Source organism: Simplicispira piscis (genome assembly GCF_054783455.1).
Window position 1 is genome coordinate 107,151 of record NZ_BAAGQN010000013.1, and the last position, 18,646, is coordinate 125,796.

Annotated in this window: 22 protein-coding genes and 1 pseudogene; 10 read left to right on the forward strand and 13 right to left on the reverse strand. The window is 65.0% G+C overall.

The annotated features are described in order from the left end of the window. The 3 genes and pseudogenes from ACYVOC_RS07895 to ACYVOC_RS07905 form a co-directional block, all read right to left on the reverse strand. Window positions 1-449 (reverse strand): annotated as a pseudogene (locus ACYVOC_RS07895) (Lrp/AsnC family transcriptional regulator); the annotation flags it as partial. A gap of 1 nt (window position 450) precedes the next feature. Beyond that, entirely contained in the window at window positions 451-1,629 is a 1,179-nt protein-coding gene (locus tag ACYVOC_RS07900) for a cytochrome D1 domain-containing protein (protein WP_461161411.1), read from the reverse strand. After that, complete coding sequence (locus tag ACYVOC_RS07905) at window positions 1,626-1,952, reverse strand: c-type cytochrome (RefSeq protein ID WP_370453688.1); 327 nt, start codon at window positions 1,950-1,952, stop codon at window positions 1,626-1,628. The genes ACYVOC_RS07900 and ACYVOC_RS07905 overlap by 4 nt, the downstream gene beginning before the upstream one ends. Window positions 1,953-2,145: 193 nt before the next feature. On the opposite strand from ACYVOC_RS07905, the gene cobA reads away from it, so the two are divergent. Continuing rightward, entirely contained in the window at window positions 2,146-3,000 is an 855-nt protein-coding gene (gene cobA / locus ACYVOC_RS07910; protein ID WP_116005083.1) for a uroporphyrinogen-III C-methyltransferase, read from the forward strand. On the opposite strand, the gene ACYVOC_RS07915 is transcribed toward cobA, so the two are convergent. Further along, window positions 2,997-3,920 carry a LysR family transcriptional regulator gene (locus ACYVOC_RS07915; protein WP_116005082.1) on the reverse strand — a complete coding sequence of 308 codons (924 nt, stop codon included), beginning with the start codon at window positions 3,918-3,920 and terminating at the stop codon, window positions 2,997-2,999. The two genes, cobA and ACYVOC_RS07915, sit on opposite strands and share 4 nt — an antisense overlap. A 182-nt stretch (window positions 3,921-4,102) precedes the next feature. On the opposite strand from ACYVOC_RS07915, the gene ACYVOC_RS07920 reads away from it, so the two are divergent. The 6 genes from ACYVOC_RS07920 (at window position 4,103) to maiA (ending at window position 9,463) form a co-directional block, all read left to right on the forward strand. Then, complete coding sequence (locus ACYVOC_RS07920; RefSeq protein WP_461161412.1) at window positions 4,103-4,639, forward strand: VOC family protein; 537 nt, start codon at window positions 4,103-4,105, stop codon at window positions 4,637-4,639. Between the two features lie 40 nt (window positions 4,640-4,679). Further along, entirely contained in the window at window positions 4,680-5,237 is a 558-nt protein-coding gene (locus ACYVOC_RS07925; protein WP_116005080.1) for a TRAP transporter small permease, read from the forward strand. Then, window positions 5,234-6,511: a TRAP transporter large permease gene (locus ACYVOC_RS07930; RefSeq protein ID WP_116005079.1), complete on the forward strand. Its 1,278-nt coding sequence runs from the start codon at window positions 5,234-5,236 to the stop codon at window positions 6,509-6,511. Before ACYVOC_RS07925 ends, ACYVOC_RS07930 begins: the two co-directional genes overlap by 4 nt. A gap of 42 nt (window positions 6,512-6,553) precedes the next feature. Further along, entirely contained in the window at window positions 6,554-7,552 is a 999-nt protein-coding gene (locus ACYVOC_RS07935) for a TRAP transporter substrate-binding protein (protein WP_116005078.1), read from the forward strand. A 226-nt stretch (window positions 7,553-7,778) separates the two neighbouring features. After that, window positions 7,779-8,801 (forward strand): fumarylacetoacetate hydrolase family protein, encoded by a 1,023-nt coding sequence (locus ACYVOC_RS07940; RefSeq protein ID WP_461161413.1) that lies wholly within the window; start codon window positions 7,779-7,781, stop codon window positions 8,799-8,801. Window positions 8,802-8,815: 14 nt separating this feature from the next. Then, window positions 8,816-9,463 carry a maleylacetoacetate isomerase gene (maiA, locus tag ACYVOC_RS07945; RefSeq protein ID WP_461161414.1) on the forward strand — a complete coding sequence of 216 codons (648 nt, stop codon included), beginning with the start codon at window positions 8,816-8,818 and terminating at the stop codon, window positions 9,461-9,463. Window positions 9,464-9,472: 9 nt separating this feature from the next. Here the strand turns inward: maiA and ACYVOC_RS07950 are convergent, their stop codons facing one another. Genes ACYVOC_RS07950 through ACYVOC_RS07985 form a run of 8 tightly spaced genes read right to left on the reverse strand, consistent with a single transcriptional unit; the run spans window position 9,473 to window position 15,408 of the window. Next, entirely contained in the window at window positions 9,473-10,342 is an 870-nt protein-coding gene (locus tag ACYVOC_RS07950; RefSeq protein WP_461161415.1) for a lysoplasmalogenase, read from the reverse strand. 49 nt (window positions 10,343-10,391) lie between these two features. Beyond that, window positions 10,392-11,561, reverse strand: a complete 1,170-nt coding sequence (locus ACYVOC_RS07955; protein ID WP_461161416.1) for a DSD1 family PLP-dependent enzyme — start codon at window positions 11,559-11,561, stop codon at window positions 10,392-10,394. Then, a complete protein-coding gene (locus ACYVOC_RS07960; protein WP_461161417.1) occupies window positions 11,545-12,183 on the reverse strand; it encodes a histidine phosphatase family protein in 639 nt (212 codons plus the stop codon). Before ACYVOC_RS07960 ends, ACYVOC_RS07955 begins: the two co-directional genes overlap by 17 nt. A 1-nt stretch (window position 12,184) precedes the next feature. Next, window positions 12,185-12,784, reverse strand: coding sequence for a DUF4136 domain-containing protein (locus tag ACYVOC_RS07965; protein ID WP_116005072.1), 600 nt, complete (start codon window positions 12,782-12,784; stop codon window positions 12,185-12,187). 53 nt (window positions 12,785-12,837) lie between these two features. Next, window positions 12,838-13,746, reverse strand: coding sequence for a tRNA 2-thiocytidine(32) synthetase TtcA (ttcA, locus tag ACYVOC_RS07970; protein ID WP_461161476.1), 909 nt, complete (start codon window positions 13,744-13,746; stop codon window positions 12,838-12,840). Window positions 13,747-13,793: 47 nt separating this feature from the next. Then, window positions 13,794-14,168, reverse strand: coding sequence for a dihydroneopterin aldolase (locus ACYVOC_RS07975; RefSeq protein ID WP_116005071.1), 375 nt, complete (start codon window positions 14,166-14,168; stop codon window positions 13,794-13,796). Further along, a complete protein-coding gene (locus tag ACYVOC_RS07980; RefSeq protein WP_461161418.1) occupies window positions 14,165-14,593 on the reverse strand; it encodes a dihydroneopterin aldolase in 429 nt (142 codons plus the stop codon). The genes ACYVOC_RS07975 and ACYVOC_RS07980 overlap by 4 nt, the downstream gene beginning before the upstream one ends. Then, on the reverse strand, window positions 14,590-15,408 hold the full coding sequence (locus ACYVOC_RS07985; RefSeq protein WP_461161419.1) for an SDR family NAD(P)-dependent oxidoreductase: 819 nt from the start codon (window positions 15,406-15,408) through the stop codon (window positions 14,590-14,592). The genes ACYVOC_RS07980 and ACYVOC_RS07985 overlap by 4 nt, the downstream gene beginning before the upstream one ends. Window positions 15,409-15,417: 9 nt before the next feature. On the opposite strand from ACYVOC_RS07985, the gene ACYVOC_RS07990 reads away from it, so the two are divergent. The 3 genes from ACYVOC_RS07990 (at window position 15,418) to trxC (ending at window position 17,272) form a co-directional block, all read left to right on the forward strand. Next, window positions 15,418-16,551 (forward strand): class I SAM-dependent methyltransferase, encoded by a 1,134-nt coding sequence (locus ACYVOC_RS07990; protein ID WP_461161420.1) that lies wholly within the window; start codon window positions 15,418-15,420, stop codon window positions 16,549-16,551. Window positions 16,552-16,569: 18 nt separating this feature from the next. Then, a complete protein-coding gene (locus ACYVOC_RS07995) occupies window positions 16,570-16,764 on the forward strand; it encodes a DUF2905 domain-containing protein (protein ID WP_024813073.1) in 195 nt (64 codons plus the stop codon). 73 nt (window positions 16,765-16,837) lie between these two features. Next, window positions 16,838-17,272, forward strand: a complete 435-nt coding sequence (trxC, locus tag ACYVOC_RS08000) for a thioredoxin TrxC (RefSeq protein ID WP_116005067.1) — start codon at window positions 16,838-16,840, stop codon at window positions 17,270-17,272. Between the two features lie 97 nt (window positions 17,273-17,369). Here trxC and ACYVOC_RS08005 read toward each other — a convergent pair whose 3' ends face one another. After that, the gene (locus ACYVOC_RS08005; RefSeq protein ID WP_461161421.1) at window positions 17,370-18,644 is read right to left on the reverse strand and encodes a YVTN family beta-propeller repeat protein; all 1,275 of its coding nucleotides are present in this window, start codon (window positions 18,642-18,644) and stop codon (window positions 17,370-17,372) included. Window positions 18,645-18,646 lie beyond the last annotated feature (2 nt).

The following is an 18,646-nucleotide window of genomic DNA, read 5'->3' on the forward strand; positions in this document are numbered from 1 at the left end:
CGCAGATCGAAACCCAGGTCAATGCGGTAAGCGCGTTGCATGCGCAGTTGCAAGGCGCTCAATTCCGTGGCTTCTTCGAGCGATGCCATGGCGCTGTGCACAGCGGCATCGTCGTGCCCCGTCATCACGAACCACAGGTTGTTGCGGTGCTCGCGCTGGTAGTTGTGGTTGACGCCTGGGTGGCTGGAAACGAGGGCTGCCACAGCGTCCAGCCGCTCGGGCGGCACGGCCATGGCGGCCAGCAGGGCGGCGCCGCCGGCATTGCCCGCGAACACGCCGCCGATGCGGCTCAGTGCGCCTTCTTTCTGCAGCCGGGCGTAGCTGTCCAGTACTTCCACAGCGGAGAGATTCAGCGTGGCGCCGATGTGCGCAAAAGGCTCGCGCACCAGCGGAAAGCCGCGCTGCCAGGGGTTGAGCAGCGCGAGGCGCTGTGCCGCGTGGGCTTGCATGTCAAAAGCCCAGCCGCGCGGCGCGCGACGTGAAGAAAATGCCGCTGGGCGAATCGATGGTCATGGTCGCTTGGGTGGCGAAGGTCTGTGTGTCGATCACGCTGACGCGGTGGTCGTCGCGCGAGCTGATCCACACCGATTCACCGCGCGGCGTGAACTCCATGTGCAGCACGGCCTTGCCGGGCTCCAGCGTGCGCACGATCTGCTGCGTGGTGGTGTCGATGACCTGCACGCGGTGGTAGTCGGGCACAGAAAAGTTCACCCACACCTGGCGGCCGTCGGGCCGCGCCATCACGAACACGGGCTGGCCCGCCACCGGGATGCGGCCCACCTCCTGCCAGGTGTCGGTGTCCACCACCAGCACCTCGTGGCGGCCGATGGCAGGCAGGTAGGCGCGGCGCCCGGCCACGGCCCAGCCGCGCAGGTGCGGCATCTTGTAGACCGGCAGCGGCTCCTGGCCCCGGCCGTAGCCGCCCAGGATGCGGCGCACCTGGGGCTTTTCCTCCCACAGGTCCACCATGGCGAGGCCGTCTTCGCCAAACAGCCCGGCGATGTAGTGGCGGCCATTGGGGGTGACGAGCGCGTCGTACGGCTGGTGGCCGATGTTGCGCAGCCGCGTGGTGCGCGGCTGCGCGGGGGTAGACAGGTCACTGATCCAGATTTCGTCGGCATCGAACAGGCTGTAGGCAAAGCGGCGCCCTGGCAGGTCCACCAGGCCGACCACGCGCGAGAGCTTGCCCGGTGCATATTCGGCCGGAATGTCTGCCAACAGGGTCAGCGTTGCGGCATCAAACGCCTTGATACCCCCTGGGGTGTAGTTTTGCGCTACGACCATGCTGCCGTCGGCGCTGATGGCGCCGCCAATCGAATTGCCCGCCTGCATCACACGGCCAACGGTGCGGCGGGTGAGCAGATCCACCTTGGTGAGTGCGCCGTCGCGCCCAAACACATAGGCGTAACGGCCGTCGCGAGAGAACACCACCGAGGCGTGCGAGAGGTCGCCCAGCCCTTGTACCTCGGCCAGCACCTTGCGTTCGCTGGTGTTGACGATGGCCAGCGTTCCCGTGGCGCGGGCAACGACCACGCCCAGGTCGCCCGTACCGGTGGCGGCAGGCAGACCGGCGCAGCCGGCGAGCAAAGAAGATGCGCCCATCAGGGCAAGGCAGTCGCGGCGTTTCATTGGGGGGCTTTCGAGGGTTCAGGGAAACCGGCGAGCAATTGCCCGGCGATCCACAGGGCATCCGCCTCGCTCAGCATGGCCTTCCAGGGGGCCATGGGCGTACCGGGGCGTCCACCGTAAATGGTGGCAGCCAGAAATTCGAGTGGCTTGTCTGCCAGCGCAGCACGGGTCAGGGCCGGGCCCAGGCCGCCGGTCAGGTACAGGCCATGGCACGAACCGCAGTCCTGGCGCACCATGCGCACCAGTGCGCCCTGGCGGGCGGCATCAGGGGCGGGTGCCTGCGCCTGGGCACTACTGGCAGCCAGCAGCGCCAGACCCAGCAGCGGCTTCCACAGTGCGCTGCGTTTGCGGGGAGCGGGGCCGTGCAGGCGGAAGGGGTGGAGGGACAATAGTGGCACCATGGAGGGATGTTCACCGCATTGGCTGGATGCGTCCTTGATGTGCATCAAGGACACTTGGGCAAGGGCTTTTGACAATGGCCCCACCTACAGTCTGCCTTTTTGTTCCGGAGTTTTGATGGATTTTCCCCACCCCCCAGTCCACAGTACCGTCCCGCGCGGTGCGGACGCACCGTCCGTCGCATTGGCCCCCGTGCCCCGCTCCGCCTGGGGCCGCGTGACGCTGGTCGGCGCCGGGCCGGGCGATGCAGAGCTGTTGACGCTCAAGGCCGCACGGGTACTGGCCAGTGCTAGCCTGGTGCTGTACGACCACCTGGTGTCCAAGGATGTGCTGCAGCACGTACCCGCCAGCGCAGAGCTGATCTATGTAGGCAAGCAAAGCAGTAACCACAGCCTTCCGCAAGAAGGCATCATCGACCTCATGGTGCGACTGGCACAGGCGGGCCGGTCGCTGGTGCGCCTCAAGGGGGGCGACCCCTATATTTTTGGCCGTGGCGGCGAAGAAGCCCAGGCCCTGGCCGCCGTAGGCATCGCCTGTGAAACCGTGCCCGGCATCAGTGCCGCACAAGGTGCTGCGGCTGCTACGGGTATTCCGCTCACCCACCGCGACCATGCAGGCATGCTGGTGTTTGCCACCGGCCATTTGCAGGGCGAAGGCGAGGAGCGCAGTGTCGCCCTGGACTGGGCCGCGCTGGCACGGCCCCGGCAGACCGTCGTGATCTACATGGGTGTGGGTACCTTGCCGCTCATCTGCGCCAAGCTCATCGAGCATGGTTTGCCGCCCGGTACGCCCGCAGCGTTGATCGAACGCGCCACCCTGCCCGACCAGCGCAGCATCATCGGCACGCTGCAAAGCCTGCCGGCCTTGGGCGTGGCACACCAGGTGTGCCCGCCGGCGCTGATCATGATTGGTGAAACCGTCTCGCTGCAGGCACGCATTGGCAGCCAGGCGACGGTGGTGGCAGCTCCCTAATCGGCTTGCTTTTGCGGTGCGTTCCAGCCGTGAGAGGCAACGTAAGCGAACAGAAATTCCATGAACTTTTCCACGGCAGGCGAGGGCGAGGTATTGCTGCGCACATAGACCTGGAAAGTGCGCCGCAGTTCGGGCTCGTGCAAGGGGCGCATCTGCAACTGGTACAGCCGCACCAGTGACGTGGCGTAGGGCAGGCAGGCGGTGATGCCCAGCCGCGCGCTGACCATGCTCAGTGCCGTGGTCATGAAGGCCACCTCGTTGCTCGGCTGCAGCGTCAATTTTTGCAGTGCCACATGCAGATCGAGCGCCAGGCGTTCGGTGAACTGGCCCTGCAGCGCAATGAAGGGGTGCTGCACTACATCGCTCCAGCAGATACGCGGCAGGGCTTCCAGTGCGTGGCCCTGGGGGAAAACCACCATGAAGGGCATCTCGAACAGTGGCTGGGCGGTGATGTCTGCGCTGGTAGCGCGTTCGGGGCCAATGCCGAAATCCACTTCGCCAGCGGCCACACGCATCAGCACGTTCTCGACGGCGCAGTCGGTCAGGCGCACCTGCACGCCAGGGTGCTCGGCGCGGTAGGCCGCAATCACATCGGGCAGCAGGGTGCAAGCCATCAACTGGGGCGCGGCGATGCGCACCATGCCTTTGCGCAAGGCTTTGAGATCGTCAATGCTGGCCAGGGCTCCATCGAGGTCCTGCAGGGTTTTTTCCACCAGGGGCACAAAGCTGCGACCCACCTCGGTGAGGCTGATGCTGCGGGTGTTGCGGTCCACCAGGCGCACGCCCAGCCCCAACTCCAGTTCTTTGATCAGGCCGCTGAGCGCCGATTGCGTGATGTGCAAGGAACCCGCCGCCTGGGTAAAACTGCCCGTGCGGGCCAGCGCCACCAAGGCGCGCAACTGGCGCAAGCTGACATTCATTGGAAAATCTTATGAGTGAATCAATTAATACCGTTTGAATGATAGATGGCAAAGGCTTTTAATGGCAAGCATCGCCAGACAGCCCAGGCGCGGCTGGCGAACCGCCCCGCAGCACGCAGTGTCCGTGCTGCCGCTGCGGCGGAATCTGGTTCAGGCACTGGTTCACCGACTGGAGACAAGGCATGAAGATCAAGAAGTTTCACCATGTGGCTTATCGCTGCATCGACGCCAAGCAAACCGTGGAGTGGTACGCCAAGTACCTGAACATGAATTTCATCCTCGCGATTGCCGAAGACGAAGTACCTTCGACCAAAGAGCCCGATCCCTACATGCATATCTTCCTGGATGCCGGGGGCGGCAACATCCTGGCATTCTTCGAGCTGCCGACCAAGCCGCCGATGGACCGCGACCGCAATACGCCCACCTGGACGCAGCACCTGGCCATGGAAGTGGGCAGCATGGAAGAGATGATGGAGGCCAAGGCGCGCATGGAGGCCGATGGCATCGAGGTGATTGGCCCGACGGAGCACACCATCTTCAAGTCCATCTACTTCCGCGACCCCAGCGGCCACCGCCTGGAGCTGGCCGTGAACACCGGCACGCCGGAGATGATGAAGAAACTCGACGATGTGAAGTGGGACATGCTCAACGAATGGGCACAGACCAAGAAAGCACCCAAGCACGCCGCCTGGATGCACGACGGCAGCTACGCCAAGTAACCGCCCCTCCCCCCGACGCAGCACCGAAAAGGACCCAACCATGGCCCAACGCTTTGGGCGCGCCTGCGTGCGTGCACTGGAGATCGTCATCGTCGCCTGCCTGGCGGTGATGGCGGTGCTGGTGTTTGGCAACGTGGTGCTGCGCTACGCCTTCGATTCGGGCATTGCGGTGTCCGAAGAACTCTCGCGCCTGCTCTTTGTCTGGCTGATTTTTTTGGGCGCCATCCTGGCGTCGGTGCAGCGTGCGCACATCGGTTTTGATGCACTGGTGGAGCGCCTGCCGCTGGCCGGACGCAAACTCCTGGTGGTGCTCACGGGCAGCCTGATGTTGTGGGCGTGCGGCATGTTCCTGGTGGGCGGCTGGAAGCAGATGCAGATCAACCTGGGCAACAGCTACCCGGTGCTCGGTATTTCCTACGGCTGGCTGTATGGCGTGGCGATCGTGTTTGGCGGCGGCATGGCGCTGGCCATCGCCAACAACATCTGGCAAACGCTGCGCAGCACTGGCAGCCCGGCACTGACCAAAGACCTGGGCGATCGCATTCTCGAGAAGATGCCCGAGGTAGCCGCCAGTGATAAGAAGGGAGAGCCACGGTGAGCGCCGCCATCTTCTTGGGAGCGCTGCTGTCGCTCATCGCATTGGGCATGCCGATTGCCTTTGCGCTGCTGCTTTCGGGCGTGGCCGTCATGTTCCAGATGGGCCAGTTCGATTCGCAAATCGTGGTGCAGAACGCGATCGGCGGGGCCGATAACTTCGTGCTCATGGCCGTGCCCTTCTTCATCCTGGCCGGTGAATTCATGAACGCCGGCGGGCTGTCGCGTCGCATCGTCGAAATGGCCGGTGCCTTCGTCGGCCACTTGCGCGGCGGGCTGGGCTACGTGGCGATTTTTGCCGCCATCCTGCTCGCCAGTCTCTCGGGCTCGGCCGTGGCAGATACCGCCGCACTCGCCGCCATCCTGGTGCCCATGATGCGCCAGGCCGGCTACGACCCGGCGCGCGCCTGCGGACTGATGGCGGCGGGCGGCATCATTGCGCCGGTCATTCCGCCGTCCATTGGCTTCCTGCTCTTTGGCGTGGTGGCCAATGTGTCGATCACGCGGCTTTTTCTCGCGGGCATCGTGCCGGGCGTGATGATGGGCGGCGCGCTCGTCGTCGCCTGGTGGCTGGTGTCGCGCCGCACGAGCGTGCTGGTGGCGCCGCGCAAACCCTGGAAAGAGCGCCTCGCGCTGCTGGGCAAAGGCTTCTGGGCGTTGATGCTGCCGGTGATCATCATCGGCGGCCTGAAATTCGGTATCTTCACACCGACCGAGGCGGCTGTGGTGGCGGCTGTCTATGCGCTGTTTGTCGGTGCGGTGATTTACCGCGAACTCACGATGGCCGCCATGTACCACTGCTTGCTGGTGACGGCGCGCACCACGGCCGTGGTGCTGTTGCTCGCTGCTCTGGCCATGGTGGCGTCTTACATGATCACTATTGCCGATGTGCCCGGCCAGGTGGGCGGCTGGCTCGGCGGATTGAGTGAGCATCCACTTGCACTCACTGCGGCAATGATGGCGGTGGTGTTCCTTGCCGGCATGGTGCTCGACTTCATTCCCATCGTGCTCATCTTTACGCCGGTCTTCTTGCCCATCGTGCAGCAGGCCGGTATCGACCCGGTGTACTTCGGCGTCATCTTCATCATCAACTGCTCGCTCGGCATGATCACGCCGCCCGTGGGCGTGGTGCTCAACGTCGTCAGCTCGATTGGCAAGGTGACGCTGGGCCAGGCGGCGCGCGGGGTTTTGCCCTTCCTGATGGCCGAGCTGGCCGTGTTGGTGGCGTTGGTGCTCTGGCCAGCGCTGGTCATGGTGCCCGCCAGCTGGTGGCGCTGATTCTTTGTGTTCTTTCCCTTTTTCAACCCAGGAGACAACCCCATGAAAGCCCTTTCCCAACTGATGGCTCTGACGCTTGCCGGCAGCTTTGCGGTGGTGGCCCCATTGACCGCGGTGGCCCAGGTGACGGCCAAGTTCGCTGTCACGCTGCCTGAAAAATCGCACCAAGGCCAGGGTGTGGCCAAGTTCATTGAACTGGTGGACGCCAAGAGCGGCGGCAAGATCAAGATCAAGGGTTTTTACGCCGGAGCACTGGGCAACGACGTGCAGGTCACCTCGGCGCTGCAGGGCGGCACCATTGAATTTACCGTGCCGCAAACCACCACCCTGACCGGCATGGTCAAGGAATACGAAATCCTCGACTTCCCGTTCCTGTTTGCCAATGTGCAGCAGGCCGAGAAGGTACTCGATGGCCCGGTGGGCGACAAGCTCCTGGCCATGCTGCCCGAGAAGGGCCTGATCGGCCTGGCGTACTGGGAAAACGGTTTCTTCAATGCCACCAACAGCAAGCACCCGATCAACAAGGTAGAAGATTTCGCAGGCCTGAAATTCCGCGCGGTGCAGGCCAAGATTTCGCAGGAAACGGTGAAGGCGCTGGGCGCCAATCCGGTGCCGCTGGCTGTGCCCGAGCTCTACACCGCGCTGGAGACGCGCACGGTGGATGGCCAGGGCACGCCCACGGCGGTGATCGCCGCGCTCAAGCTGGGCGAAGTGCAGAAGTACCTCTCGCTCACCCGCCACAGCTACGGCGCCTTCATTCCGCTGGTGTCGAAGAAGTTCTGGGACAAGCTGAGCGAAGGCGACCGCAAGATCCTGAAGGACGCCGCCATCGAGGCGCGTGCTTTCCAGCGTGGCGTGGCGCGTGAGCAAGAGAAGTCGGCCCAGGCGGCCATGGCCGCCAAGGGTCTGATCGTCAATGACGTGACCGAAGCCGAGCACGCCCGCATGCGCGAGAAGGTGCAGCCCGTGTGGAAGATGTTCATCCCCAGCGTGGGTGAGGGTCTCTACAAGGAAGTAACCGACCAGCTCGCTGCCAAGTAATTCCATTTCTAAACCATCCGTGTCGTTGTTGCTTCGCCTTGCCGTGCTGCAGCACTGATCGTAGGCTTCGCGCCTAGACACGAATGATTTGGAAACGGAATCAACCCCGCTAAACCAGCCCGCGCGCTGCGCGCCTGAACCGGCAGGGTGCTGTGCACCTGCTGGTTGGGCTGCTGCATGTTGGCGTGCACGGTTTCAGCACCCTGATTTTTCCAAGGTTTGCACCATGAAACTCGCCACCCTTAAAGCCGGAGGCCGCGACGGCACGCTCGTCGTCGTGCGCCGCGATCTTTCCCAATGCGTCGCCGTACCCCAGGTGGCGCCCACGCTGCAGGCCGCGCTGGACGACTGGGACCGCTGCGCACCGCTGTTGCAGGCGGTCTCTGACACCCTGAACGCCGGGAACGCCGCAGGGGCCCAGCCGTTTGACCCGGCGCAATGCCATTCCCCCCTGCCGCGCGCGTACCAGTGGGCCGACGGTTCGGCCTATCTCAACCATGTGGAGCTGGTGCGCAAGGCCCGGGGCAGCGAGGTGCCGCCGTCCTTCTGGACCGACCCGCTGATGTACCAGGGCGGATCGGACTCGTTTGTCGGCCCGCGCGATCCCATTGACGCACTTACCGAGGACTGGGGCATTGACCTGGAGGCCGAGGTCGCCGTCGTCATGGGAGACCTGCCCATGGGGGCCAGTGTGGCGCAGTGCGGCCAGGCCATTCGGCTGGTGATGCTGGTCAATGACGTGTCTCTGCGCAACCTGATTCCGACCGAGCTGGCCAAGGGCTTCGGCTTCTTCCAGTCCAAACCTGCCAGCAGCTTCTCACCCGTGGCCGTCACGCCCGACGAGCTGGGCAACGCCTGGCAAGACGCCAAGCTGCACCTGCCGCTGCGGGTCGCGCTCAACGGCCAGCCCTTCGGCTGTCCCAACGCGGGGGAGGATATGACTTTCAGCTTTGCGCAACTGGTAGCGCATGCGACCAAGACCCGCGCCATGGCGGCGGGCTCCATCGTCGGCTCGGGCACGGTATCGAACAAGCAGGGCGGTCTGCATGGCTCGAGCATTGCCAATGGCGGCGTGGGCTACTGCTGCCTGGCCGAGGTGCGCATGTACGAAGCCATCGAGGGCGGCGCGCCCGCCACGCCTTTCCTGCACTTTGGCGACCGCGTGCACATCGAGATGCTCGACGCCAGCGGTCAGAGCATCTTTGGCGCCATCGACCAAACCGTGCGCCGCGTACAGGCCCCGGTCTGAAGGGGGTTGTGGCCATGCTCCGGCTCTACACCTACTTTCGCAGTTCGGCGGCCTACCGCGTGCGCATTGCGCTGGCCCTCAAGGGGCTGGCGTACGACTCTGTGCCGGTGCACCTGCTGCGCGAGGGTGGCGAACAGCACCAGAGCGCCTACCGCGCCGTGAACCCCGCCGGATTGGTGCCCACCCTGCAGGACGATGGCGCTACGCTCACGCAATCGCTGGCCATTCTGGAATACCTGGAAGAGAGGCACCCGCAACCCCCGCTGCTGCCATTGGCCGCGCTGGACCGGGCGCGCGTGCGGGCGCTGGCGCTGGCGGTAGCCTGTGACATCCATCCGCTGAACAACCTGCGCGTGCTCAACTACCTCACGGGCCCGCTCGAGGCCAGCGATGCACAGCGCACTGCCTGGATACACCACTGGATGGCCCTGGGGTTGGAGGCCATTGAGCAGCAACTCGCACACAGCCCGCAGACCGGAGTGTTCTGCCATGGCGACAACCCTACGCTGGCCGATTGCTGCCTGGTGCCGCAGGTGTTCAATGCGCAGCGTTTCCAGGTGGACATGGCACCGTATCCCACCGTGCAGCGCATTGCGGCGCACTGCGACAGTTTGGCTCCCTTTCAAGCGGCCCATCCGGCCCAGCAGGCCGACGCTGGCTGAGTCAAGCGTTCAAACGCTCTGGCGCCCCGCCAGCAAACCGCGCACCGTGCCATGCACGATGAAGGCCTGGGCGGCGTAATAGGTGACCAGTACGCCCACCTGGGCCAGGGGCAGCGGCAGTACAAAGCGGTTGGTGGCCAGCAGCGCATCGCTCAGCATGAAAATGCAGGCCCCCAGCGCGACCTGGTGCGCTGCACGGTCGCCCAGCGCGCGGGCCCGGCCCAGGGCCTGCGCCGCCATGAGGGCAATCACCAGCACATACACCGCCACCGGCACGCGCAACGCCGGCGGCAGGCCCCCTTGCCAGAGGAACAGATACATTGCGGCGCCCACGCCCACGGTGGCCACCAGCGCGCCGCGGTGGGAAAACCAGGGCACGCCCTGTTTGAACAGGGCGATATAGGCCAAGTGCGCCAGCAGAAAACTCACCAACCCGGGGATGAAGAAACCCTCCACCATGAGAAAGGCGTCGCCCGCCAGCGAACCCACCAACGCCGCCACCAGCAGCCCCCAGGAATTTGAGAGAAATTGGCCTCTAGCGCTTATCTGGTGAGCGCTGTAAGCTGCAAAAATAATAGCGATCACCATGGTCAGTGGTTTGAACAGCCAATGCCAGTGCAGCAGTCCCATGGCGCTGGTGGCCGTGGCCAGCGCCCCGGCCTGCACCATCAGCGCCTGCAGGCAGCCGATGCGCCTGCGCAGTGCCGCCCACAGCGCCCATGCGGACGCCAGCAGCGTGACCGTCCACAGGGTGCTGTGCAGGGGTGGTGCGCTGGAGGCCTGCACGCCCAGGGCCACCAGACCGGCCAGCAGAAGGACGCTTTGCACGGCGGCAAAACCGCGCAGACCGTGAGAAAAGGGTGCAGCGACAAGAGGCATGGCAAGGTGGTTCCAGTAGAAGGAAAAAACGGCCCCGGCACCGAAGCACTCAGGTCAATGCGCCCCGGGCGTCCACGCGGAAGATGCGCTCGACCGTGCCATGCTCCAGCCCGCCGCGCACCCCGATCATGTAGTCGTGCAGATTCACCGTAGGGTCGCAGTGCCCGGGTATCAGCCACAGCATGCGCCCGATGGCAGGCAGCAGCGCCTTGGGGCCTTCGGTGGTCAGCAGCCCGTGCTCGTCGCCCCCATTGCTATAGCGCAGCGCTCGCTCGGGCGGCAGCAGCGCCACGCGGGGCATGCCCGAGTCGATGGCGTGGCTCTTGTGACCGGCGTCGCACACGGCGCGGTCGCCCTGGCGTGAGATCACCTGGGTTTTGATGAACAGCGCGTGCTCGAAGCCTGGTTGCGCGGGTTCGCGCTCGTTTTGCGCATAGCTTTCGTCCATGAACAAAAAGGAGCCAGCCTGCAACTCGCCATACAAGCCGCTGGCAGCTTCGTGCACCAGCGTGCCGGTGCCCGCGCCTGTGACCAGCGGCACCGCCAGGCCCGAGGCCACGATGAGGTCGCGCGTGTGGCGTGCCGCCTGTACCGCGGCGGCAATGGCGTCGCGGCGCCCGGCGGCGCTGCGCAGGTGCTGGGCGCCCCCGTGGTAGGCGTGCAGGCCGGCAAAGTGCAACCGTGGCTGGCGCGCCACCGTGTGGGCCAGGGCCCGTGCGGGTTCGCCGGGTGGTACGCCGCAGCGCCCCTGGCCCACGTCGATTTCCACCAGCACCCCAACATGGGCGTTGGGCGCTGCCTGGGCCATGGCTTCGGCCAGGCGGTGGATGCCGTCGGCGCTGTCCACCGCCAGCGTCAGTTGCCCGCCCTGGGCCTGCAAGCGCTCGGCCAGGCGGGCCACGCGCATCAGTTTGGGCAGGGCAATCACCTGGTTGGTGATGGTGATGTCGTGCACGCCCGCGGCGGCCAGCGCTTCGGCCTCCGCCGTTTTTTGCACGCAGGCGCCCGTGGCACCGGCGCGCTGCAGCCACAGGGCCAGTTCGGCGCACTTGTGCGCTTTGGCGTGGGGGCGCCAGCGCATCTGGTGCTTGCGTGCAAAGTCGGCCATGCGGGTGATGTTGCGCTCCATGGCGTCGAGGTCGATCACCAGTGCGGGCGTGTCGATCTGGTCTACGCGCAGGCCCATGCTGGCGCGCAGCGCTTCAGGCAGAGGTTTCATCGCGGGAGGCTGCGTTCAGGTGCAAAGTGTCGGCCCAGCCGATCAGGGTCAGGCCGTCGGGCGTCCAGAGCAGGCGGTTGATGGCGGTGTTGGTCAGTTGCCAGGTGCGCGGTGCCTGCAGCTCCTGGCCTGTGGCCAGGCGGTAGAGCACGTCGAGCACGCCGCCATGCGCTACCAGCACGATCAGCCCGCCGCTGTGCTGCGCTGCCAGGCGGTGCGTGGTGGCCTGGATGCGTTCGCGCAGCGCGGTCAGCGTTTCGCCGCCCTCGGGGGCAAAGTGCGGGTCGCGCTGGCGCCAGCGGCGCGCCTGCTCGGGTAGCTCGGTTTCGATCTCGGCGAAGGTGCGCCCTTCCAGTTGGCCAAAGCTGCGCTCGCGCAGGCCAGGTTCGACCACCAGGGGCGCGCCGGTGGCATCAGCCACGGCCTGGCCGGTGGCATGGGCGCGCTGCAGGTCGCTGGCGTAGATGATGCTGGGCGGCTCGACGGCCAGCGCGCGTGCCAGCCGGCGCGCCTGCCACTGGCCGGTGCTGTTGAGGGGAATGTCCAGGTGCCCCTGGATGCGGGTGTCCACGTTCCAGGCGGTTTCGCCGTGGCGCACGGCAATGATGCGGGTGGCTTGCATTTCAGCGGGCCGGTGGCACAAGGGGCAAGCGCACCTGGCGCGGTCCACCGGGCGGCTGCGGGAAGCCGCTCAGGGCGGCGTCGAACAGCACGCCAAAAATGGCGGGGTCGTCCGTCCACACTTCTTCGAAAAGGGCCGAGCTTTCATACACCACCTGCTGCGTGGCGGTGTCACGCAGCACCAGGCTGGCTTCGCGGCGCTGCAGCGTGGGCGGCATTTCGCGCAGCATCATCCCGGCGCGCAAGGGGTAACGCCCGCCCCAACCGGGGCCCCAGCCCCACAGGGGCGGGTAGTGGGGCCAGTCGGGCAGGGCCTGGCTGGCGCGCACGCTGACTTGCACCGCCAGGCGCGCGGCGGCATCGTCACGCTGCAAGCCGGCGCGCTGCAATGCCTGGTGCGCCAGTGCCTCGATGGAGGCAAAAGCCTTGTCGGTCGATTGCTGCGATGGAAGCTTTTCCAGCCGGTAGGTGGGGGGCACAGGCAGCGCACGCAGGGTGGACCAGCTTTGCACCTGGCTGTCCACCTCGCGCACCGTGGCGCAGCCCGCCGCCAGCACGGCGGCCAGGCCCAGCACCAGCATCTGAAACCAGCGTGAAACCATGGCGTGTCTCCTGTCTGTAGGGATAGCGGTGTGGGTGCCTTACTGTGCCAGTGTCAGGAGAGGCGCACCACCTGCAGGCCTGGTAGACCGGGCGGGGCGGGGAATTCTTCCTGGTCAAAGGCCTTGTCGCCGTCTTCGCTGGCAACGCCGGTGGCCTGGGCGCTCTTGAAATCGTACAGCGCACCGTCGAGCAGGTGGCTGGGCACCACGTTTTGCAGTGCACTGAACATGCTCTCCACGCGGCCCGGAAACTTCTTTTCCCATTCGCGCAGCATCTCACCCACCTGTTTGCGCTGCAGGTTTTCCTGGCTGCCGCAGAGGTTGCAGGGAATGATGGGGAAATTGCGCTGCGCGGCCCAGCGCGTCGTGTCCTTCTCGCTCACGAACGCCAGCGGGCGAATGACGACGTGCTTGCCGTCATCGCTGACCAGCTTGGGCGGCATGCTTTTGAGCTTGCCGCCAAAGAACATGTTGAGCAGCAGGGTTTGCAGGATGTCGTCGCGGTGGTGGCCCAGGGCAATTTTGGTTGCGCCCAGCTCGTCGGCCACGCGGTACAAAATGCCGCGGCGCAGGCGGCTGCACAGGCTGCAGGTGGTCTTGCCCTCGGGGATCAGTCGCTTGACGATGCTGTAGGTGTCTTCGTTCTCGATGTGGAAGGGCACGCCCGTGCTCTTCAAATAGTCGGGCAGCACATGCTCTGGAAACCCCGGCTGCTTCTGGTCGAGGTTGACGGCCACCAGGTCGAAGTGGATGGGTGCGCGCGCCTTGAGCTTGATGAGAATGTCGAGCAGGGCATAGCTGTCTTTGCCGCCCGACATGCAGACCATGACCTTGTCGCCTTCTTCGATCATGTTGTATTGCACGATGGCTTTGCCGACCTCGCGGCACAGGCGCTTTTCCAGCTTGTGCGCTTCGCGCTCAATCTTGAAATCGGCCGGGGCGCGGGCTGGCGCCGCCGCCATAGTGTCTTCGCCCGCCCAAGCGCTGGTATCCATTGCATTCATTGCGTTCACCACTGTCCTGTGTCCATGCGGATGGCGACCTCGCAGTCGCCAAAAATTTCGAGTTTGGCAATTTTCACGCGTACGCCCAGCACGCCGGGCAGTTGCATGAGCCGGTGCGAGAGCTTGCCGATCAGCGTCTCCAGCAGATTCACATGCTCGGCCGTGCACTCGTCGATGATGATCTGGCGCACGCGCCGGTAGTCGAGCACATGCAGGATGTCGTCGTCGCGCGGCGCCAGGGGTTGCTCGCCCAGGCTCAGTTCTGCGTCCACCTGGATGGGCTGGGGCGCATTCTTTTCGTGCGCCAGGATGCCGACGTTGGCGTTGAAACGCAAGCCGGTGAGAGAGAGGGTCTGCTGGCCCGATGCCGGAGAAGTCATGGTGCGGGTGTGGTCGGTAAAAAGGGGGCCATGGGCTTGGCCTTGAAGGCCTCGACGCCTACCGCTTCGCAGTCGTCGTACACATCGGGCTTGCGCGTGGACACACGCGCCGCCGAGACTTGTGGGTGCGCCAGCAGGGCGTCGAGCACGGCGTCGCACAGGGTTTCCTGCAGATCAATGTGGCCGCGCTCGATGATGCGGGTGACTTCGCGGCGGACAAAATCGTAGTCCACCACTTCGTCGATCTGGTCGTGCTGTGGGGTGTTGTCGCTCAGAGGCACGTACATATCGATGTCGAACAGGATGCGCTGGGCCGCAGCGCGCTCGAAATCGTGGATACCAATGCGCACCGTGCGGCACAGGCCACGCAGAAAAATACGCCGGTAGTGTGTGAGCAGCGGGTCGATCAGGAGGGGAGAGGTCATGGCTTGCCTGGGGGCGCAGTTTGCGCCAGTTGCTCGGCCACGAACATGATGTCGCGCTCCAGGGGCACCAGGTGTTGACCCTTGTCCACCGTGATGGTGATGCCGGTCATGGATGCATTTTCAGCCATAAACACCGCGGTGCGCGCCACATCGTCCGGGTCTGTCGGGCTTTGCAGCAGGTTTACGCGGCTGGCGCGATGGAAGTTATCGCCCGTTTGTGGACCGCTCACGTAAACCAGGCCCGGGGCCAGGCCGCAGACCCGCACATGCGGCGCCAGCGCCTGCGCCTGCAGCGCTACGGCGCGCTCCAGCGCCAGTTTGGTGAGCGTGTAGGAAAAATAGTCGGGGTTGAGGTTGAACACCTTTTGGTCCAGCACATGTACCACGATCGGCACCGCGCCCCCTGCAGAGGCCTGCTGCACTGCCCGCGCCAGCAGGCTGCCCAGGTGCAGCGGCGCTGCCAGGTTCACTTGCATCTGCTGCTGTAGCAGGGCGGGTGAAAAATGGACGCCCGTGTCGGCCTCGAACAGCGAGGCGTTGTTCACGATCGCATCGGGCCAGCGGCCCAGGGCTTGCACGGTGCCATCAAAAACGTGCTGCTGCGCTGCGGTATCGGCCAGCGTGCCGCCAATGGCCCAGGCCTGGCGGCCCAACGCCTCGATTTCGGCGCAGGTCTGCAGGGCTTCGTCGCGCGAGTGCTGGTAGTGGCAAGCCACATCCCAGCCGGCCCGGGCAAAGGCCAGACTGAAAGCACGGCCCAGGCGCCGGGCGGCGCCGGTGACCAGAACGGTGCGTGGAGGAAGCGGGGAGGACATTCGGGGACAATGCAGGCCGTGACAAAAGAACCCACAAGTTTAACGACCGCCCTGCAAGCCCATATCGCGCAGGCCATTGCATCGGCTGGTGGCTGGATCGGCTTTGACCGCTTCATGGAGCTGGCCCTGTATGCGCCTGGCCTGGGCTATTACGCCGGCCCCTTGCCCAAGTTTGGCACCCTGCCCAGTTCGGGCAGCGATTTTGTGACCGCTCCCGAGATGACGCCGCTGTTTGGCCAGACGCTGGCCGTGCAGGTCGAAGAAGCCCTGGAGCGCACCGGCACTGACGAAGTGTGGGAGTTTGGCGCGGGCTCGGGCGCTTTGGCGCTGCAATTGCTGGACGCCCTGGGCGCGCGCGTGCGCCGCTACACCATCGTCGATCTTTCGGGCAGCTTGCGTGCGCGCCAGCAAGCGCTGTTGGCAGGGCACGCGGAAACGGTGCGCTGGGTCGATGTGCTGCCCCCGTCTTTTGAGGGCGTGGTCGTGGGCAACGAGGTGCTGGATGCCATGCCTGTCAAACTGCTGGCGCGCCATGGCGGGGCGCAGAACGGCGTGTGGCATGAGCGCGGCGTGGTCCTGCACGATGGCGCGTTTGTCTGGGCCGACCAGCCTACGGCGCTGCGCCCACCGGTCGAAATCGAAGGCCCCCACGACTACCTGACCGAGGTGCACCCGCAGGCCGAGGCCTTTCTGCAGACCCTGGGCGACCGCCTGGTGCGCGGTGCGGCCTTCTTTGTTGACTATGGTTTTGGCGAGAGTGAGTACTACCATCCACAGCGCCACATGGGCACGGTGATGTGCCACCGTGCGCACCAGGCGGACGACAACCCGCTGGTGGACGTGGGCCTCAAGGACATTACCGCGCATGTCAACTTCACGGCCATGGCGCTGGCCGCGCAAGACCAGCTTTTGCCGCCAGGCCAGGGCTGGAGCGTGCTGGGCTACACCACGCAGGCGCACTTCCTTATCAACTGTGGGTTGCTCTCAAAAATGGAGCTGCAACCGCTGGAGGGTAGGGTGATTGCGGCCAAATTGATCATGGAGCACGAAATGGGCGAGCTGTTCAAGGTGCTGGCCCTGTGCAAGGGCGAACCGTGGGACGCCCTGGGTTTTGTGCAGGGTGACCGCACGCATCGGCTCTGACAACGATTCTCCATCGCCATGATCCGCTGGCTCATCGTTGTCTTTCTGGCGCTGGTCTTGATTAATGGCCTGTCGCCGTGGCTGCAGCGCATGGGCCTGGGGCGTTTGCCGGGGGATTTTCGGTTCCGGCTGTTCGGGCGGGAATGGTTCATTCCGCTGGCCAGCACGGTGTTGCTGAGCTTTGTATTAAGCCTGGCCGTCAAGTGGTTGTGATCGGAGCCCGGGCGCTTGAATTTCGCAGCCTGTGGCCCGATGTCGGAATGAGAACGTTCTGAAAGCACCCACCATGACCGAAGCCCTGCACATCGTCTGCCCCCATTGCCACACCACCAACCGCGTGCAAGCCGCGCAACTGGGTAGCGCACCGGATTGCGGCAATTGCCACCAGCCGCTGTTTGCGGGTGCGCCGCTGGAGCTGGATGCCACCAGCTTTGGCAAGCATGTGCAGCGCAGCCATATCCCGGTGCTGGTGGACTTCTGGGCGCCCTGGTGCGGCCCGTGTCGCCAGATGGCGCCGGCCTTTGCCCAGGCAGCGCGTGCGCTGGAGCCGCAGGTGCGCCTGGCCAAGCTCGACACCGAGGCGCATCCGCAGGTGGCGGCGCCCTACAACATCCGCAGCATCCCGACCATGGTGCTGTTCAAGGGCGGGCGCGAGGCGGCACGCATCTCGGGTGCCCTGGGCGCGGCGGACATTGAGCGCTGGGTGCGTTCGGTGCTGTGAAGCAGCGTGAGGGCAATGCTGAACCAGTCCCTCACGCGCCTTGCATCCCATCCCGATGCACGGCGCGCATCATCGCGGTGATTTATTCAGCATCGCCTTAGCGCATATTGCCCGTGTGCCCCAGCGAGTAACGCCCCGGCTGCGGCCAGACGGTCAAGCCGTGGGGCTCGGCGCCCACGCGCACCTTGGTCACTGCGCCGGTCACCGTATCGAACCGGTACACCACATCGTCATACCGACCCGACAGCCAGAGCCACTTGCCGTCGGCACTCACGTTGCCCATGTCGGGGCTGCCGCCCCCGGGGACGGGCCATTGCGCGACGACGGTCTGGGTGGCGAAATCGATCACGCTCACCCCGCCCGGGCCCTTTTTGGTGCCGTGGATCTTGTGCGTTCCGCGGTTCGCCACATACAGGCGCTTGCCGTCGCGGCTCGGGTACAGCCCGTGCGCGCCCAGCCCGGTAGAAATGAAGCCAACTTCCGTGAACGCATCACCATCCAGCACATGCACGCCATCGGCGTCCATGTCGGCCACAAAGAAGCGCTTGCCATCAGGGGATATGCGGATGTCCTGCGGCATGCCCTTGGTCGATGTGCAAATCTCGGTTTCCAGAGGGTTGAGCATGGCCTTCGACTCTGCAAAGCGCACAGCGGGCATCTTCAGCTTCAGGTAGCCCAGCACCACCCGGTTGATGAGGTCGATTTTTGCCACCGTGCCGTCAAACTCACAGGTGAAGAGCGCGAACCGGCCGTCGATCGAGAATTCGCCGTGGTTGATGCCTCCACATCGGGGCGTGCTGATCGAGTACTGCATGGCCAGCGTCTTCGGGTCTCGAAAATCCAGTCTGCGCCGGTCTTCGGCGACGACGATGAGTGAGGCGCCATCGGGCGTGAAATACACGTTGTAGGGGTCGTCCACAGGCACCGGTTTGCCGGCCTGGCCGGTTCGCGGGTCGATGGGTGTCAGGCTGCCCTCGTTGCTGCGCTCGGCGTTGTTGGCCACCCAAAGAGTCGACAAATCCCATGACGGAACAACGTGTTGCGGGCTTTTCTGCACGCGCAGGGTGTCTACCACTTTCATGGTGTGGGGGTCGATCACGGACACGGACTTGGAGCGCAGGTTGGGTACGTAGATCCGCTCAAGGTGGTCTTTCACGGCAGAACCCATGTGGTTCGGCGTGGTTTCGCTGTAGATATTTCTCGCGTCGGGCACTGGCGGCATGCCAGGTACGGTCTTGATGGGGGGCGTCTGTGCCATCGTCGCTGCCGTGCCTTGCGCCTGCGCCTGCGCCGGTGCGCTGGCCTCCTGGCGGGGGGCTGCGCTGGCGCCTAGCACGCTGAACGCAGTCAGAAAAAGGAGCGTGGCTTTCATGG

Coding starts and splice junctions, on each gene's coding strand:
- ACYVOC_RS07900 (WP_461161411.1), bottom strand. CDS start 1,629: ATGAAACGCCGCGACTGCCTTGCCCTGATGGGCGCATCTTCTTTGCTC.
- cobA (WP_116005083.1), top strand. CDS start 2,146: ATGGATTTTCCCCACCCCCCAGTCCACAGTACCGTCCCGCGCGGTGCG.
- ACYVOC_RS07915 (WP_116005082.1), bottom strand. CDS start 3,920: ATGAATGTCAGCTTGCGCCAGTTGCGCGCCTTGGTGGCGCTGGCCCGC.
- ACYVOC_RS07920 (WP_461161412.1), top strand. CDS start 4,103: ATGAAGATCAAGAAGTTTCACCATGTGGCTTATCGCTGCATCGACGCC.
- ACYVOC_RS07925 (WP_116005080.1), top strand. CDS start 4,680: ATGGCCCAACGCTTTGGGCGCGCCTGCGTGCGTGCACTGGAGATCGTC.
- ACYVOC_RS07935 (WP_116005078.1), top strand. CDS start 6,554: ATGAAAGCCCTTTCCCAACTGATGGCTCTGACGCTTGCCGGCAGCTTT.
- ACYVOC_RS07940 (WP_461161413.1), top strand. CDS start 7,779: ATGAAACTCGCCACCCTTAAAGCCGGAGGCCGCGACGGCACGCTCGTC.
- maiA (WP_461161414.1), top strand. CDS start 8,816: ATGCTCCGGCTCTACACCTACTTTCGCAGTTCGGCGGCCTACCGCGTG.
- ACYVOC_RS07950 (WP_461161415.1), bottom strand. CDS start 10,342: ATGCCTCTTGTCGCTGCACCCTTTTCTCACGGTCTGCGCGGTTTTGCC.
- ACYVOC_RS07955 (WP_461161416.1), bottom strand. CDS start 11,561: ATGAAACCTCTGCCTGAAGCGCTGCGCGCCAGCATGGGCCTGCGCGTA.
- ACYVOC_RS07960 (WP_461161417.1), bottom strand. CDS start 12,183: ATGCAAGCCACCCGCATCATTGCCGTGCGCCACGGCGAAACCGCCTGG.
- ACYVOC_RS07965 (WP_116005072.1), bottom strand. CDS start 12,784: ATGGTTTCACGCTGGTTTCAGATGCTGGTGCTGGGCCTGGCCGCCGTG.
- ttcA (WP_461161476.1), bottom strand. CDS start 13,746: ATGGCGGCGGCGCCAGCCCGCGCCCCGGCCGATTTCAAGATTGAGCGC.
- ACYVOC_RS07975 (WP_116005071.1), bottom strand. CDS start 14,168: ATGACTTCTCCGGCATCGGGCCAGCAGACCCTCTCTCTCACCGGCTTG.
- ACYVOC_RS07980 (WP_461161418.1), bottom strand. CDS start 14,593: ATGACCTCTCCCCTCCTGATCGACCCGCTGCTCACACACTACCGGCGT.
- ACYVOC_RS07985 (WP_461161419.1), bottom strand. CDS start 15,408: ATGTCCTCCCCGCTTCCTCCACGCACCGTTCTGGTCACCGGCGCCGCC.
- ACYVOC_RS07990 (WP_461161420.1), top strand. CDS start 15,418: ATGCAGGCCGTGACAAAAGAACCCACAAGTTTAACGACCGCCCTGCAA.
- ACYVOC_RS07995 (WP_024813073.1), top strand. CDS start 16,570: ATGATCCGCTGGCTCATCGTTGTCTTTCTGGCGCTGGTCTTGATTAAT.
- trxC (WP_116005067.1), top strand. CDS start 16,838: ATGACCGAAGCCCTGCACATCGTCTGCCCCCATTGCCACACCACCAAC.
- ACYVOC_RS08005 (WP_461161421.1), bottom strand. CDS start 18,644: ATGAAAGCCACGCTCCTTTTTCTGACTGCGTTCAGCGTGCTAGGCGCC.